15 protein-coding genes are annotated in these 16,648 nt (G+C 37.6%); 1 reads left to right on the forward strand and 14 read right to left on the reverse strand.

From position 1 onward, the window contains the following. Positions 1 to 21 precede the first annotated feature (21 nt). Positions 22 to 747, forward strand: coding sequence for a MerR family transcriptional regulator (locus FC57_RS07880; protein ID WP_081445827.1), 726 nt, complete (start codon positions 22 to 24; stop codon positions 745 to 747). Positions 748 to 801: 54 nt separating this feature from the next. Here FC57_RS07880 and trxA read toward each other — a convergent pair whose 3' ends face one another. The 14 genes from trxA to mutL all read right to left on the reverse strand — a co-directional run bounded on the left by trxA (position 802) and on the right by mutL (position 16,646). After that, positions 802 to 1,113 carry a thioredoxin gene (gene trxA / locus FC57_RS07885; RefSeq protein ID WP_040530057.1) on the reverse strand — a complete coding sequence of 104 codons (312 nt, stop codon included), beginning with the start codon at positions 1,111 to 1,113 and terminating at the stop codon, positions 802 to 804. Between the two features lie 81 nt (positions 1,114 to 1,194). Then, positions 1,195 to 3,555 (reverse strand): endonuclease MutS2, encoded by a 2,361-nt coding sequence (locus FC57_RS07890; protein ID WP_007126930.1) that lies wholly within the window; start codon positions 3,553 to 3,555, stop codon positions 1,195 to 1,197. A 60-nt stretch (positions 3,556 to 3,615) separates the two neighbouring features. Then, on the reverse strand, positions 3,616 to 3,927 hold the full coding sequence (locus tag FC57_RS07895; RefSeq protein ID WP_007126929.1) for a DUF1292 domain-containing protein: 312 nt from the start codon (positions 3,925 to 3,927) through the stop codon (positions 3,616 to 3,618). Between the two features lies 1 nt (position 3,928). Further along, complete coding sequence (gene ruvX, locus FC57_RS07900; protein WP_007126928.1) at positions 3,929 to 4,357, reverse strand: Holliday junction resolvase RuvX; 429 nt, start codon at positions 4,355 to 4,357, stop codon at positions 3,929 to 3,931. Beyond that, entirely contained in the window at positions 4,357 to 4,614 is a 258-nt protein-coding gene (locus FC57_RS07905) for an IreB family regulatory phosphoprotein (RefSeq protein WP_003549189.1), read from the reverse strand. The genes ruvX and FC57_RS07905 overlap by 1 nt, the downstream gene beginning before the upstream one ends. Before the next feature lie 60 nt (positions 4,615 to 4,674). Beyond that, complete coding sequence (gene alaS / locus FC57_RS07910) at positions 4,675 to 7,314, reverse strand: alanine--tRNA ligase (RefSeq protein WP_007126927.1); 2,640 nt, start codon at positions 7,312 to 7,314, stop codon at positions 4,675 to 4,677. Positions 7,315 to 7,557: 243 nt separating this feature from the next. Next, on the reverse strand, positions 7,558 to 8,919 hold the full coding sequence (locus FC57_RS07915) for a DEAD/DEAH box helicase (RefSeq protein ID WP_007126926.1): 1,362 nt from the start codon (positions 8,917 to 8,919) through the stop codon (positions 7,558 to 7,560). After that, positions 8,912 to 9,868, reverse strand: a complete 957-nt coding sequence (locus FC57_RS07920) for a DHH family phosphoesterase (RefSeq protein WP_007126925.1) — start codon at positions 9,866 to 9,868, stop codon at positions 8,912 to 8,914. The genes FC57_RS07915 and FC57_RS07920 overlap by 8 nt, the downstream gene beginning before the upstream one ends. Positions 9,869 to 9,928: 60 nt before the next feature. Next, positions 9,929 to 11,050, reverse strand: coding sequence for a DNA polymerase IV (gene dinB, locus FC57_RS07925; protein WP_007126924.1), 1,122 nt, complete (start codon positions 11,048 to 11,050; stop codon positions 9,929 to 9,931). Then, entirely contained in the window at positions 11,043 to 12,494 is a 1,452-nt protein-coding gene (gene zwf / locus FC57_RS07930) for a glucose-6-phosphate dehydrogenase (protein ID WP_007126923.1), read from the reverse strand. The genes dinB and zwf overlap by 8 nt, the downstream gene beginning before the upstream one ends. Before the next feature lie 107 nt (positions 12,495 to 12,601). Continuing rightward, on the reverse strand, positions 12,602 to 13,006 hold the full coding sequence (yajC, locus tag FC57_RS07935) for a preprotein translocase subunit YajC (protein ID WP_040530051.1): 405 nt from the start codon (positions 13,004 to 13,006) through the stop codon (positions 12,602 to 12,604). Between the two features lie 64 nt (positions 13,007 to 13,070). Continuing rightward, positions 13,071 to 14,087 carry a Holliday junction branch migration DNA helicase RuvB gene (gene ruvB / locus FC57_RS07940; RefSeq protein ID WP_040530048.1) on the reverse strand — a complete coding sequence of 339 codons (1,017 nt, stop codon included), beginning with the start codon at positions 14,085 to 14,087 and terminating at the stop codon, positions 13,071 to 13,073. A 60-nt stretch (positions 14,088 to 14,147) separates the two neighbouring features. After that, the gene (gene ruvA, locus FC57_RS07945) at positions 14,148 to 14,735 is read right to left on the reverse strand and encodes a Holliday junction branch migration protein RuvA (protein WP_007126920.1); all 588 of its coding nucleotides are present in this window, start codon (positions 14,733 to 14,735) and stop codon (positions 14,148 to 14,150) included. Then, the gene (gene mutL, locus FC57_RS07950) at positions 14,736 to 16,646 is read right to left on the reverse strand and encodes a DNA mismatch repair endonuclease MutL (protein ID WP_007126919.1); all 1,911 of its coding nucleotides are present in this window, start codon (positions 16,644 to 16,646) and stop codon (positions 14,736 to 14,738) included. Positions 16,647 to 16,648: the final 2 nt, after the last annotated feature.

A 16,648-nucleotide genomic window follows, 5' to 3' on the forward strand; every position in this document is an offset into this window, starting at 1 on the left:
TTTAACTAGCACCACGCGTATATAAGTGATTTATTCAACATCAATACTTCTAAGATTCGCTACTGGGAAGAACAAAAATTAATCGCACCACATCGTTTGCCGAACGGTTATCGTCAATATAATGTTAAAGATATCATTACCATTAGTAATGTCATTAACTTAAAAAAAATGAATTTTTCTCTATCTATGATCAAAGATGCTCAAACTGGGCAAACGGATTTATTACAAAAAAATTTAAAACTTGCAAATAAATCCATTGAAGAACAAATTGCCTATTTATACGATGCTAAAAAACGAATCCAACACCAACAAGAAATTATTGCTGAATATAAAAATCTGGTCACAAATAGCTTTACCTATTCGCAACCAGACTTTGCCCAGGTCAGGAATTTTAATAATACGAACCCAATTTTAATGCAAAAATACCTTAAGGATAATTTAGATTATGTAATTATATTCAAAATAAAAAAGCAAAAAATTCTTTTAACTCAAGAAGGAATAATATTAAATAGCAAAGAAGCCAATAATGATATTCTCTATTCAACTTCTCTTCAATCTAAATGGATTAGTTTTTTATTCAAGGCGGAACACGCACATCCTTTAAACAATAATTTGCGACCCATTTTAAAATTTTTTAACCAAGAGGGATTTTCTACTAATTTGATTATCTGTAAATATTTATTAAGCATCAAAGAAGATAAAAATGAAAAGAAACTAGATATCTATCATGCTTATGCACAAATATAATAGAAAAAGCATTTACCGAATGAATTCATTCAATAAATGCCTTAAAAAATTTAATTAGCCAGCATATTGATCTAAGATTTGGTTCAACTTTTCCTTTGGGGTGTAACCAGTAAGGCGGTCAACAATATTACCATCTTTTTTGATTACTAAAGTTGGAATAGCCATAATTCCAAGATTCTTAGCTGTATTTTGGTTTTGGTCTACATCCATCTTATAGAAGTTAACGTCTTGACGTTCTTCTGATAATTGATCAATTACTGGTGATTGCATCTTACATGGACCACACCAGGTTGCCCAAAAATCAATTAAAGCCACGCCGTCTTTAGTTTCTTCTTCATAATTTTGATCATTAATTGCATCAACCATATTATTACCTCGCATAAATGTTTTTCTTAATCTTTATATTATAAGTATATGAGGTCTACTTACTTTTTGCAAGTGAATTGCTTATTTCAATTCTACAATCGTGGCACCATTACCACCCTCATTGGCTGGTGCATAATTAAATCGCTTAACATGCTTGCTATTACGCAAGTATTGCCATACGCCTTTTCTAATCGCACCGGTACCAATACCATGAATAATAGTTACCGTACCCAAACCAGCAAGTAAAACTGAATCAATGTAACGATCTAGATTAGTCATCGCTTCATCATAACGTTGACCACGTAAATCTAGTTCACTATGGGCATTACTTCTTCTCACTGCGCTAGTAGCTCGAACTAAACGTTTAGGTTTAGAACTGGAATTATTTTGACTAATCTTTTCAATATCACGATCACTAACCTTAGCTTTAATAATCCCCATCTGTACTTCATATTCGTGCTCAGATAATTTCTTAGTAATCGTCCCAGTTTGACCATACGAGAGGACTTTTACCTGATCACCTACATTTACATGATGCCGACGTTTTTCACGCTGTAAGACCTTATTATGAGCCAAATTATTAGCTTGACGCTCTAGAGTATTTAACTCACCCTTGGCTTCAATAATCTTATTCTCTTTTACGCCAACATTCTTTTGTTTCTCAAGCTGTTCAATAATTCGATCAGCCTTTTTACGACGTTTGGCAATAATTTCATTGGCTCGTTCTTGAGCAAAATCAAGTTGCTTTTGTACACGTTGATTGTACCAATCAAGTGCTTGTTGTAATTTTTGCTCTAGTTTTTCACTACGATCTAAGCTAGTTTCCAAATGATTACGTGCAGTTGTTGCTGCCTTAGTTTGAGCATTTAACTTAGCAATCATCTTATTAATGTCAGAATCTTCATCTGACATCAAATTTTGTGCATTTTTAACTACATCTTCACGCATCCCTAACCGACGCGCAATCGCAAAAGCATTACTATGACCTGGAATACCAATTTGTAAATGATATGTTGGTGACAAGGTCTTTAAATCAAATTCCATCGAAGCATTAGTGGTTCGTGGACGATTATAACCATAAAGTTTCAATTCAGGATAGTGCGTCGTAACCATAATCTTGGCATCTTTCTTACGCAAGAAGTCCAAAATACTAATGGCTAAACTTGCACCTTCTTCTGGATCAGTTCCGGCACCAATTTCATCGATTAAAACCAAGGTCTCTTTATTTACATTTTTCATAATGGCAATAATGTCATTAATATGTGATGAGAATGTACTCAATGATTGTTCAATTGACTGTTCATCCCCAATATCGGCATATACTTCTTCAAAGACCCCAACCTTGCTGCCTTCCTCTGCAGGAATAAATAAGCCCGATTGAGCCATCAATTGCAATAAACCTGCTGTTTTTAAAGTTATAGTCTTACCACCAGTGTTAGGTCCCGTGATCAGCATGGTATCAAAGTCGCCACCTAGACGAATATCATTAGGTACAACTTTCTCAGGATCAATTAACGGATGCCGTGCATTACGCAAATTCAAAGAATGATCGTGAGTTAATTGTGGCTCACTTGCCTTCATTTCCTTTGCCAATTTAGCCTTAGCTTGCAAGAAATCCAGCTTAGTTAAAGCAGTCGCAATATTGTTCAAGCTTTCAATTTCTTCCCTAGCTAAACTAGACAAGTGCTTCAAGATATTACGAATTTCCTGCTTTTCTTGAGCAATTAAGTTTTGCTGACGATTATTCAAATTTAAAACTGCTTCTGGTTCGACAAATAAAGTTTGCCCACTTGCACTTTGATCATGAACAACTCCACCAAATTTTGCCCGATATTCTTGCTTAACCGGAATAACATAGCGGTCATCACGAATGGTCACAATCTGTTCAGATAAATATTTACTGCTATTACCTTTAGTATAAGCAGACATTTTATTTTTGATCTCTTCCTCGTTGCTGGCAATATCATGACGCAAACGAGCTAAAGCATTAGAAGCGGTATCCAATACTTCACCATCATAGTCTAAAGACTTTTTTAATTCCCTATAAAGAAGATCAGGAACATCTAATTGATCCAGAATTGGCTCAATTGCGGACAAATTAATTTTGTCATCATCAAGATCTTCTAAGAAATTATTGATTTCCTTAGCCAAACTTAAGACCAATAATAAGTTGCCTAATTCTTTAGCATTTAAGTTAGCTTTCACCCCTAAACGCTTGGTACTAGGATGAACATCTTTGAAATCCGTTAAAGGAAGCTGCCCCTTAATTCTAAGTAGATCAGCCAATGCCAAAGTTTGCTTCAATTCTACTTGTACTTGGTCGAAATCACCACTTGGTCTTAACGCCTCAGCCTCCCTCTTGGCAGGTTCGGTAATCGCTAAAGCACTCAAGCGTTTAGTAATTTCGCCAAACTCTAAAATTTTTAAAATCTTTTTATTCATCGTTATTTCTATTTTTCCAAAACTAATAAAAAGGACCAGCCACAGCCAGTCCTTTTTTTATTACTTACCACTCAAGCGGTCATCGTTTAAGAAAGTATTCAAAACTCCTTGAACCATGTTCCACTCGTCATCAGATTCAATTTCATGCAAGTCACTGCTTGTTACATCGCCAGCATCATCGGCATCGTAACTAAAAGCTTGTACCTCAATATCTTCATCATCGCCAACAGCGGCTGGATAAAGAAGCACATATGACTTGTCGTAATCATCTGAATGAAAAGTAAATAATACTTCATACAATTCTTCGTTACCTTGATCATCGATCAAAGTAATTTGACGATCTTCATCGTCACCATTAACTTGTGCTGCCATTTTAATCCTTTCGGTGTAAATCCAAATAATTTTGCAAGATGAGCACCGCTGCCATCTGATCAATCACTTGTTTACGTTTCTTGCGGTCATGAATACCAGCATCTTCCACAAGTACTCGCCGCGATTCAATCGTTGTCAATCTTTCATCAGAATAATGCACAGGCAAACCAAATTTATCTTCAAGACGCTTGCCGTAAGCTTTGCTTCGAGCAACCGAAGCTCCAGAAGTACCATCCATATTCTTAGGTAAGCCTAATACAAAACCATCTGGATCGTACTGTCTAACCAATTTCTTCAATGGACGCATTCCAAAATTATATTTGGTCTCATCAATATGAATAGTTTCTAATTTTTGCGCAGTAATCCCTAGTTCGTCACTAACGGCTACTCCCACAGTTTTAGAACCTACATCTAAACCTAATAAGCGCATTATTTATTCTTACCAAGATAACTCTTAACAAGTTCTTCAATAATCTCGTCACGTTCGTGCTTAAGAATCAAATTACGGGCATCATTATGCCGTGGAATATAAGCAGGATCGCCAGAAAGTAAGTAACCTACAATCTGGTTGATAGGATTATAGCCCTTTTCTTCAAGCGCATTGTAAACATCTTGCAGAGTGTCATAAACATTTTTCCCTTTATTCTGATTAAAGTCAAAATGCATCGTCTTATCTAGCGAACTCATATTTATTCCTCCTGTCAACAATTTTACTTGAAAAAAAGCTTAAACACAATTAATTAATTCTTAGTTCTTAGAAATTTCGTCAATTACTGCCTTGATAGCGTCATTCAAACCTTCAGGTTTCTTACCACCGGCTTGAGCCATATTAGGACGACCACCGCCGCCACCACCAAAGATTGGAGCAGCCTTCTTGATCAAGTCGCCGGCCTTAAGACCCCTGTCTAGTGCCTTTTTATCTAAGCTGATGATCATATTTGCTTTGCCATCATTGTTAGCAGCTAATACCAAAACATCTGATTTATTGCTGCTCTTCCAGTTATCAGCCAGTTCACGCAAATCGTTCATGCTGTTTACATCTGCAATAGTAGCAATAACAGTTAAGTCACCAGCTTGTTTTACATCATCAAAGATTTGACCAGCCTTAGCTTGGTTGATCTTCTTGTTTAATGCTTCAACTTGCTTTTGACTTTCGTGCAAGTCGCTTTCAAGTGAATCGATCTTATCAATAATGTTGTCTGGCTTAGTTGCCTTAACGTCTTCTTGAATATCATCAAGCAAGCTTGAACGATTTGCTAAGTATTCGTAAGCCTTCTTAGAAGTTACGGCTTCAATTCTACGCATACCGGCACCAACAGCTGATTCTGAAGTGATCTTAAAGATACCAATTTGGTTAGTGTTATCTACGTGAGTACCACCACAGAATTCTGATGAGAAGTCGCCCATTTGAACAACACGAACCTTGTCGCCATACTTACCGTCAAACAATGCTAAGGCACCCATCTTTTCACCCTCTTCTGGAGTAGTGATAGTAGTCTTAACTTGAATTGCTTCCCAAATCTTTTGGTTAACTAATTGTTCAACTGATTTAATTTCACGTGGAGTCATTGGTTCCATAGCAGTGAAGTCAAATCTCAAATAGTCAGGATCAACTAATGAGCCAGCTTGGTGAGTGTGTTCACCTAATACTTGACGAAGAGCAGCATGTAACAAGTGAGTTGCTGAGTGAGAGTGACGCAAACCTTCACGACGTTCCTTGTCAATCTTCAAGACATATTCTTGACCCTTTTCTACTGGCAAGATCAGGTCAACGAAGTGCAAGTTTTGGTCGTTTGGAGCATGTTGAACATCAGTAACTTTAGCTACTAATTCACCATCTTGGTTGTAAATATTACCATGATCGGCAACTTGACCACCACGTTCTGCATAAAATGGTGTCTTATCAAATACTAAAGTTGCGTGTTCACCATCAGCCTTGTCAACTAACTTATCGTCAACAACGATGTCAACCAACTTAGCATGTGGTTCTTCGTAAACGCCATATTCAAATTCTGACTTGTCCTTGATGTTCATCAAAGTTACGTCTTGACGACCCATTGATTGCAAGTCACCACGAGCCTTACGTGCACGTTCCTTTTGAGCTTGCATTTCTGCATCAAAGCCCTTCTTATCAACCTTAAGGCCAGCATCTTGAGCTGATTCAAAGGTTAATTCATATGGGAAACCATAAGTATCGAACATCTTGAAGGCATCCTTACCTGAGATAGTCTTGTCTGGAGACTTCTTAGCTTTATCGATCAAATCAGCAAGCAATGACAAACCAGTATCAAGAGTTGATTGGAATCTTTCCTCTTCGTTTTGAATTACGTTTTCGATAAAGCCACGTTGATCCATAACTTCTGGGTAGTGACTTTCCATAATCTTACCAACAACTGGGACAAGCTTGTATAAGAATGCGCCTTTAATGCCCAAACGTTGACCATTCAAGTCAGCACGACGAATCAAACGACGTAAAACATAACCACGACCTGAGTTTGATGGAAGAGCACCATCAGCAATGGCAAAACTTACGGCACGAACGTGGTCGGCAATAATCTTGAAGGCAGTGGTGTCTTCCTTGTTTACGCCATACTTCTTGCCTGGAGTCATTTCTTCAGTTGCGTGAATAATTGGCAAGAACAAGTCGGTTTCAAAGTTGGTTGGGGCATCTTGCAAAATTGAAAGCACACGTTCAAGACCCATACCAGTATCGATGTTCTTATGTGGTTGATCAACATATTTACCATTTGGCAAGTGGTTGTATTGTGAAAATACGATATTCCAGATTTCAAGGTAACGAGCATTTTCACCACCTGGGAAGTTTTCTGGGTCATCTTCAGCAACATCGTTGTTTTCTTGACCACGGTCGTAGAAGATTTCAGTATCAGGACCACATGGACCTTCACCAATATCCCAGAAGTTATCTTCAAGCTTAACAATATGGTCAGCTGGCATACCTGCCTTTTCCCAAACCTTTTGTGAAGCTACATCTTTTGGATAAACAGTACAGTAAAGCTTATCTTTAGGTAAGCCCAACCACTTAGGACTAGTTAAGAATTCCCAAGCCCAAGGAATAGCTTGATCTCTAAAGTAGTCACCTACTGAGAAGTTACCCAACATTTCAAAGAAAGTTTGGTGACGTGCAGTCTTACCAACATTTTCAATATCATTAGTTCTGATTGACTTTTGTGAAGAAGTAATTCTGTGGTTCTTTGGCACAACTGAACCATCAAAATATTTCTTCATAGTGGCAACACCAGAGTTAATCCACAAAAGAGTTGGGTCGTCTTGTGGAATAAGTGATGCACTTGGCATAATCATGTGACCATGTTCTTTGAAGAAGTCTAAGAACATTTGACGAAACTCTGAACTATTTAGTTTCTTCATTAACCTTTATCTCCCTAGAAAACAAATAAAAAACACCATTGCGATATTCAAGGACGCTCCGCGCGCGGTACCACCTTGATTGCAACAGTGTTTGTTACCTCTTAATATTCTTAATTATTAAACTTAAAGGAGCATTCCTTAGCCATTATTAAGCCTTCCCATCTATTCGGCTCTCTCTTTGAAATAATTAACTAAAAAACATATCTTAAGCTGAAAATAATTGTACTACAAAATTAATGTCTGTCAACGCCCTTGCTCACGACGACGTTTTCTTAAACGCTTAGCCTTTCTGATTTCATGACGTTGTTCAAGCTTGCGTTTTTGTCGATTATCTTCCTGAATTGCTCGTTTGATCTTCTTCTTGTAGCCAGGCTTACGTTTTCTCTTTTCTTTCTTAACGTAGCCTACCAACTTAGTATCAAGTTTGCGATTCTTACCTTGACGATTTTCACGACTGCGATAATGCTTACGCGGAACTAATTCACCATTTTTAACTTCAACAAAGTCAAAATGAACGCCCATCTTTTCCAAATCTTCGATACGGTTCATTTCTTCTTCACGAATCAAAGTTATGGCATGACCAGACAAACCATTTCTACCAGTACGACCGATCCGGTGAATCACAAATTCGATGTCTCTTGGAATCTCATAGTTGATAACCAAGCTGACACCGTCAATATCCAAACCACGCGCAGCTAAATCGCTGGCGACTACGTATTGGAATTGTCCCTGTTCAACTTGACGAAGAGTCCGCTTCCGTTCTCTTTCAGTTACGCCACCATGAATCTTGGCTACCTTTAAGCCCTGATCTTGCAAATATCTAGTTAACTCATCAACAGTTTGTTTTGTATTGGCAAAAACCAAAGCTAAGTATGGTTGACCCATAGTTAATAGCTTGTAAAGCACGCTCTTACGGTTTTTAGAACCAATATCGAGCAAATCATTCTTGATTGTTGGCGCAATAACTGCTGGATTATCAATGACGATTTCGTCTGGGTGAGCCATGTACTTACGTAAAAAGTTAGCCAATTTAACTGGAATTGTAGCTGAAAAGGCAGCAATTTGTACTTCTTTAGGCATTTTAGCAGCTACCTGATCAATATCAGACAAAAAGCCCATGTCCAGCGTCATATCAGCTTCATCAATGACAAAAGTCTTTATTTGATCAACGGCAAAGACCTTTTTTTGTACAAAATCAAGCAGACGACCAGGAGTCGCAATTACTAGTTGAGGGGTACGATTTTCATACTTTTCTAGTTGTCTTTCACGATCAGTACCACCAGCTAAGTGGGCAATCGAAAAGTGCATCCCCGACGCATTTCTCAATTCACGTGCTACTTGATAAAGTTGATCTGCTAATTCTCGACTAGGCAAAGTAATAATTGCCTGTACGTAATGAGCGTCTTCTTCAATTTCATTAAAAATTGGCACTAAGTATGCATGCGTCTTGCCTGAACCAGTTGCAGCTTGAACTATCACGCTTAAGTCAGAAAGCATAGCAGGAATAACTTTTTCTTGTACCTTTGTTGGCTTATTAAAATGAATCTTCTTTAGACCTTCTTGAATAGCAGGCTTAATTCTGGAATCTTCAAAAATATTATTCATGTTCTTCTTTATACTTCTTAGTTACTTCAACGACTTCAGCAAATACTTGCTTTACTTCGTCCAAATCCTTAGCGTTAGCACCACTGGCTAATGCATGACCACCACCATCATGCTTAGCAGCAAGTTCATTAATAACTGGACCCTTTGAACGATAATGTACGCGGTAAGTGCCATCTGGCTTTTCTACAAATACGTTCCAAGCCAAAACATCCTTGATACGTCCTGGAGTTGAAACTGCACAGTTAGATTGATCATCAGTCAAGCCTAACTTCTTCAAATCAGCTTGAGTAATAATCGTGTAAGCTGCACCAACTGGGTTGATTTCCATCTTATCCATTGCTAAAGCTTGCAGTTTAGCTTCGTCAAATGTTACATCCGCAATATTTCTAGCAATTTCGGTAATATTAATGCCAGTTGCAGCCAATTGTGCAGCTACCTTAAAAGTATGCTCTGAAGTTTCTGGATACATAAAACGACCAGTATCACCGACAATTCCGGCATAAAGTGGGTAGGCGATTTCCTTAGTGATCTTGAAGCCTTCTTCATTTAAGAAGTCTACAATGATTTGACTTGCAGCAGGAGCATCTGGATCTACATAGCTCATATCTGCGTATGGATCAACATCTGGATGGTGATCAATCTTGATTAAAAAGTCACCTTGATCATAAAGTTTGTTTGAAATTCTTGGTGTATTAGCAGTATCAGTAGTAATTACTAATGCGCCTTGATAATCGGCTGCTTTAACTTCATCCATGTGATTGATCCAAGCTAAGTCGCCTTCGTCATTTTCACCAGCACATAAAACGCGCTTGTCTGGGAATTTTTCCATTAAAGCACGTGCAAGACCAGCTTGTGAACCAATTGCATCTGGGTCTGGACTGGTATGACGGTGCAAGATAATAGTTGGGTATTGTAAGATTTTTTCATAAATATCGTCAAAACTACTCATTGTTTTTCCCTCGTCTTCTAAAAAATATCTGTATCTAGTTTAACAGAAAAAGCCGCTTGATTAATAATCGAACAAATTAATTGGCTGATAATTTTCTTTTTCAAAATCAGTTGCAGTCACTCCTAGCAAACGAATACCTTTTTCTAAAAAGCCATTTGTGCTATCAAAAAGATCCTTAGCTACATCATAAAAATCCAATTGATCATCACTAGGATGATGCAGCTTGCGTCGCTTAGTAACTGTCACAAAATCGTTATCACGTAACTTTAAAACTACGGTAGTCGCACGAAAATTACGCTTCTTTAATTTTGTCTCCAAATAGTTACAATAATTGCGCATTTTACTTAAAGCTTCATCGCGTGAATAAATTGCTGGTTCGTAAGTTCGCTCTATTCCGATCGATTTTCGATTAACCTCAGAATCAGTAATTACTGGACGCAAATCAATGCCACGTGCATGTTGAGCTAAAAAGTAACCCATCTTTTTAAATTTCTTCAATAAAACTAAAACATCGACTTTCTGCAAGTCAGCTCCAGTATAAACTCCCATTTTGTGTAGTTCTTCTTGCGTTTTAGGTCCAATACCTGGGAATTTTTCAATTTTTTGCATCCCCAAAAATCGCTTAGCTTCGCTTGGCAAAATCACGGTTCGACCAAACGGTTTAGCATATTCTGAACCCATTTTGGCTAAAAACTTATTGTAAGAAACACCAAAAGAAGAATTAAGCCCGACTTCTCGGCGGATTTTCTTTTGTAAATCCAAAGCTAATTGCACTGTGGATTCTTGTCCCACTTTATTATGCGTCACATCAAGATAAGCCTCATCCAGCGCAACAGACTCCACTTGATCAGTAATTTCATGCATAAAAGAATGAATCTTCGCTGAAACCGCACGATATGTAGCAAAATCAGGTTTAACAAAGACCAGTTTTTCTTTCGGAACCAAACGTACTGCTTGAATTCCAGCCATCGCAGAATGGACGCCATATTTGCGTGCTTCATAATTACAGGTTGCCACGACCCCATGACCATTATTTTTTCGCGGATCTTGGCCAACAATCAAGGCCATTTTACGATATTCCGGATGACGTTTAGTTTCTACAGAAGCGTAAAAAGCATCCATATCCAGATGAATAATCCGGCGATGGATGTCATTTTGCGGCAATAAATTTTCTCTATTCATAAATCCAATGTTCAGTTGGTGACTCAAAGATATTGTTAGCTTCCTTTGGTCCCATTCTATATGGCAAGTATTGAACAACATTAGGATTATCTGATTTATTCTCTATTTGCCAAGCTTCTTCTACAGCATCAATGAATTCCCAATAACGTTTCAATTCACTCCAATGAGTAAAGTTAGTTGAATCATTGACAAAAACATCATGCAAAAGACGTTCGTAACCATCAGGTACTTTAGCCATTTCTTCCTTGGAGAAAGCATAAGTTAAATCTTCACGACGAATACCTGGTACATCAATCTTTTTACCATTAATCGTGATATAAATCTTGCTAGTTGGGTCAATCTCAATAGTAATGTTGTTAGAGTGAGCCTGACCATATGGATTATTGATATGTTTCAATACAATATCAATGCGATTCTTCTTTTCTTTAAATTCCTTACCAGTTCTAAAGTAAATTGGAACGCCTGCAATTGGACCTTTCTTAAATTTGACTTTACCAGCAACAAAAGTCTCAGTCATAGAATTAGGATCAACATTAGGTTCTTGTTTATATGCAAAAGTAGTATCGCTACCTAAATACTGCCCACGTACAAAATCCTTTTTCACATCTTCTGGAGATGGAATAATTAAGCTATTTAGCAAATCTTGTTTAGCTTGGTGAATGCTAGTAGAGGCAATATCTTTAGGTTCAGGCATGGCAAGCAAAGTAATAATCTGGAAAATATGATTTTGTACCATATCGCGCAAAGCACCAGAAGTATCATAATAACCACCACGGGCTTCTACACCAAGACGTTCAGCTAAAGTAACCTGAATATTCTTGATATATTCGCTAGACCAAATATTTTTGATCAATGGATTAGAAAAGCGCATCGGCATAATATTCTGTACCATTTCTTTACCAAGATAGTGATCAATTCTAAAGATATCATCTTCATCAAATGAGGCAGTAATTTCTTTATTTAATTCCTCCGCTGAAGCAAGATCATGACCAAATGGCTTTTCTACCACGATCCTATTAAAACCGCTGCCAGTTAAATGTTGATCATTAATGTGAGTAGCAATCGTACCAAAGAATCTTGGCGCCATGGCCATGTAAAAGAGACGATTGCCATGAGCACAGTAACGATCATCAAGCTCTTGTGCCAACTTTTTCAAAGTTACATAGTGTTCAACGTTAGTTACATCATGAGATTGATAATAAAAGTGGCTAGCAAAATCTTTTAAATCATTTTCATTTACTTGATCGTGAGTTTCATGAACCGCATCCCCAACTTGTTCACGCAAATATTCATGCGACCATGGACGACGAGCTGTACCAATAACAGCAAAATTATCATGAATCAAACCTTGTTCATAAAGATTGAACAAAGCTGGGTAGAGTTTACGGTGAGCCAAGTCACCACTACCACCAAAAATAATCATCACAACAGGAATATTTTTCATAGCAGTTTCCTTTTCTTTAACTTCATATCGTAATCATTTTTATTTTACAACAAGCTGTTTTGAAGCAAAACAAAAAGCGCCAAAATTGGCGCCATTTGATATTTAGACTACTTGTCCTCGTTAGTTTTATCTGCAGAAGAATCAGTCTTAGTTTCATCGGTTGGCTTTGGTTTTTCTGTCTTTTCTGCTGTGGTTTCTTCAGCCTTAGGTGCAGCAGATGGAATTACACGACGAATAGCCATTCTTTCAAAAGTTAAGTAAATACCATCGGCATCGATAACTACGGTCTTGTCACTGTTAATCTTATCGATCTTACCGTGTAATCCATCAACTAAAATGACTTCGTCACCCTTCTTCAATTTGTCCATCATTTGCAATCTTTGTTGTTGTTGCTTCTTTTGAGGACGAATCATGCCGAAGTAAGTAAAACCAATCAAAACAATGAACAAAAGAATCATTAACCAGTTGTTACCAGCAGCACCGCCAGCATTTGCTAAAAATAAAGTATTCAAATTTTTCACCTCATAAAATTATTGGATATCTTGAATTAATATATCCATTATACAGAAAATTACACTATTTATCATCTGGAACAGGCAAACCTAACTGCAAATATGCTTTATCCGTTACCATCCGCCCACGTGGCGTAAGCAAAATAAAGCCATGTTGAAGTAAATATGGTTCATAAAGCGACTCAATTGTTTCCATATCTTCACCAATATTTGCAGCTAAAGTTCTAATGCCGACAGGGCCACCATTATAGCCTTCGATCATTGTCCTTAAGAGCTTACGGTCAGTTTGATCTAATCCTTCATCATCAACTTGTAATTGCTTAAGTGCATTTTCGGTAGTGGCTAAAGAAATTGTTCTTTCTCCCTTAACTTCCGCGAAATCACGTACTCGTTTCAATAAACGATTGGCTACACGGGGAGTACCACGAGAGCGACGAGCTAGTTCATGAGCAGCTTCCGGTGCAATTGAGGTATGGAAAACGTCACTTGATCGTTGAACAATTTTTTCTAGCTCATCTACATTGTAGTATTGCATATGCTCAACAATACCAAAACGATCACGCAATGGAGCTGACAATTGCCCTGCTAAGGTCGTCGCACCAATTAAAGTAAATGGTGGAAGCGGCACATGCACAGCGTGCGTAGTTTGTCCTTCGCCAATTACAATATCGATATAATAGTCTTCCATTGCAGAATAAAGTACTTCTTCAACCGGCTTAGCCAAACGGTGAATTTCATCAATAAACAGGACATCCCCCGGATCAAGGTCAGACAAAAGCGCCACTAAATCGCCCGCTTTTTCAATAGCTGGACCACTTGTACTCTTTAAATGGACACCTAACTCATTAGCAATTACGAATGCTAAAGTCGTTTTACCTAAACCTGGTGGCCCATAAAGCAAAACGTGATCTAATGCCTCATCACGTTGTTTGGCGGCTTTAATATAAATGGACATTTCCTTTTTGACGCGCTCTTGGCCTAAATATTGGCTCAAAGTTTGCGGTCTTAAAGATAATTCCATTTCTTCTTCTTCAGGATTTTCAATTTGACCTGAAGTTACTGCATCATCTTGCTGCGTCAACAGTTTCACTTCCTTACTAAATCATCAATTGAACTTGTATCTTTACTATTATAACAAGAACTACTTTTTAAGCAGTAATGCTAAACCTTTTTTAATATATTGATCAGCAGTATCCGCATCCACTTTTTCAAGTTTTGGCGTAATACGATCTACTTCCTTTTGTGTATACCCTAAAGCGATCAAAGCTAAAAGTGCATCGTTTAATGCCGGTGAAATTTCCTCGCCGCTATCCGTTCGATCAAGACGAGCAACGTAATCACCCAGCTTGCCTTTCAAATCTAAAACAATCTGTGAAGCAGTTTTCTTACCAACACCTGGGAATCGCGTTAAATATTTGACTTCTCCCTGCTCAATGGCCTCAGCCAAGGAATTGCTGTCTTCAGCTGCCATAATAGCCATTGCACTTTTAGGACCAATGCCACTAACGCTTAATAATTTAAGAAACAGCCCTTTATCATCTTGACTTTGAAAACCATACAAAGTAATGCCAGTATCACGCACAACCTGTTCAATATAAACCTTAGCCTTTTGTCCTTGTTTATAGGCAAAAGGCGTTGGGCTATAAACCTTATAGCCTACGCCATTAACATCAACTACCACATAACTAGGCGTAATTACAGAAATTACGCCTTCAAAATATTCGTACATTTAATCATCCTTTTTGAACATTTTTCTCAATTCATTTTGACTCATTCGTACCAAAATAATGCGTCCAGATGCGTCATGATATGGATCAGTAGTTTTACGCAAATCTGTCAAAATTTGTTTAGCCTCAGCGGCTGATAATTGGATTTTACCCTTAATCGCTTTTTTTGCTTCTAAAGCCGCTACTCGTTTAAATAAGTTATTTGATTTACCTTTATCCAAATTTAAATAACCATCTAAAATTTGGCGAATGGTCTCTTCAACATTATTCTGAATCCAAGTAGGATATGAGCGTACAATAAAACTATTTTGACCAAAATCCTCTAAATGAATGCCGATTTGCTTGATCTGATCAATCTTATCTTTAATTTGAATAAAATCCAAATTACCAAATTCTAGCACAATCGGTGTCAGCAAACCTTGTTGAACTATCTTCTTAGCTGCAATCATTTGATAAGTTTTTTCAAATTGCAATCGTCTGCGCGCAGCTACTTGATCAATTAAAAATAGATCGCCATTGTTTTCTGCAATGATATAAGTATCGGTTTGCCCAACATAAGCTAATCTAGGCAAGTTATTGGCTAAAGTTTCATCCCCATTTGAAATTACTTCTTGATCAGCCACCGAAGAACTAAATGGCGTTAACTGTTGTTGCCGTGATACATTTTGATCCCAAGTTTTCGTAATAATATATTTATCATCTTCACGTGGTTTATTGAGATCAACATATTGTGCATCTGACTTAGTTTCAGTTGCTTTGTTTTCTTCAGGCTTTGTGGTTAAAAATTCAGGTTTATCTGCCTGATCATGCACTTCTGGTATTTTTTTACGTGCTGTATTTACCACATCTTGATTCAGATTAAGTTGCAATTGATCAACCAATGTTTCACGCTTATTCTCTAAATTAGCAAAAGCATCAGTTTGTTCAACTTTTTCCACAAGTGCATTACTAATAGCAGTGGTAATCAAACGACTTAACTCTTTTTCTTTTGACAGACGAACTTCTTGTTTAGTGGGATGCACATTGACATCAACCAATAAAGGATCCACTTTGATAGACACAACTACAATCGGATAATGCCGAGCCGTTAATTTGGAACCGTAGCCATCCATAATAGCTGTATTAAGTTGAAAGTTTTTAATATATCTGCCATTAAGCAAAATTGAAATAAAATTACGTGTAGATCGTGTCAATTCAGGCTTCGACATCAGACCAGAAACTTTAAAGTCATTATCTTTAGTAGAGAAATTTTCCATCCCTTCAGCAATATGACGACCATAAACATTAGCAACAGTCTGCTTTAAATTGCCATTACCTGTCGTTCTGAGCAAAATTTTGCCCGTATTCGATAAGGTAAAGGAAACTTGTGGATAACCCAATGCTAGTCGGTTAATAATATCCACAATTTTCATAATTTCAGTCCGTGGACTCCGTAAATATTTAAGCCGTGCCGGCGTATTAAAGAATAGATCACGAACAGTAATCTTAGTTCCTTTTCTAGCAGCAGCATCCTCTTGTCCTTTTTTATTGCCACCACTAAATGTTGCTCTAACACCAATTGCTCCTTCAGTTGCTGTTAAAATTTCCACATGACTAACTGCAGAAATTGAAGCCAAAGCTTCACCACGGAAACCTAATGTCGCTACTTTAAACAGATCATGTTCATTACTAATCTTACTTGTTGCATGCCGAGTAAAAGCTAAATCTACCTGATCTCGAGCAATTCCCGTTCCATTATCCTGGACTACAATTTGCTTTAAACCAGCATCTACAAAGTCAATTCTGATTCGAGTCGCACCTGCATCCAGCGAGTTTTCTACCAATTCTTTGACCACACTGGCAGGACGTTCAATAACTTCCCCCGCTGCGATTTGATTGGTTAATGTCTCAGATAACTCATGAATTTTGGGCATAA

It is taken from the genome of Lactobacillus ultunensis DSM 16047 (assembly GCF_001436305.1).
Classification (GTDB): Bacteria; Bacillota; Bacilli; order Lactobacillales; family Lactobacillaceae; genus Lactobacillus; species Lactobacillus ultunensis.

Bases quoted from the DNA above. Each gene is read 5' to 3' on its own strand.
- trxA (WP_040530057.1), bottom strand. From the start codon at position 1,113: ATGGTTGATGCAATTAATGATCAAAATTATGAAGAAGAAACTAAAGAC.
- FC57_RS07890 (WP_007126930.1), bottom strand. From the start codon at position 3,555: ATGAATAAAAAGATTTTAAAAATTTTAGAGTTTGGCGAAATTACTAAA.
- FC57_RS07895 (WP_007126929.1), bottom strand. From the start codon at position 3,927: ATGGCAGCACAAGTTAATGGTGACGATGAAGATCGTCAAATTACTTTG.
- ruvX (WP_007126928.1), bottom strand. From the start codon at position 4,357: ATGCGCTTATTAGGTTTAGATGTAGGTTCTAAAACTGTGGGAGTAGCC.
- FC57_RS07905 (WP_003549189.1), bottom strand. From the start codon at position 4,614: ATGAGTTCGCTAGATAAGACGATGCATTTTGACTTTAATCAGAATAAA.
- alaS (WP_007126927.1), bottom strand. From the start codon at position 7,314: ATGAAGAAACTAAATAGTTCAGAGTTTCGTCAAATGTTCTTAGACTTC.
- FC57_RS07915 (WP_007126926.1), bottom strand. From the start codon at position 8,919: ATGAATAATATTTTTGAAGATTCCAGAATTAAGCCTGCTATTCAAGAA.
- FC57_RS07920 (WP_007126925.1), bottom strand. From the start codon at position 9,868: ATGAGTAGTTTTGACGATATTTATGAAAAAATCTTACAATACCCAACT.
- dinB (WP_007126924.1), bottom strand. From the start codon at position 11,050: ATGAATAGAGAAAATTTATTGCCGCAAAATGACATCCATCGCCGGATT.
- zwf (WP_007126923.1), bottom strand. From the start codon at position 12,494: ATGAAAAATATTCCTGTTGTGATGATTATTTTTGGTGGTAGTGGTGAC.
- ruvA (WP_007126920.1), bottom strand. From the start codon at position 14,735: ATGTACGAATATTTTGAAGGCGTAATTTCTGTAATTACGCCTAGTTAT.
- mutL (WP_007126919.1), bottom strand. From the start codon at position 16,646: ATGCCCAAAATTCATGAGTTATCTGAGACATTAACCAATCAAATCGCA.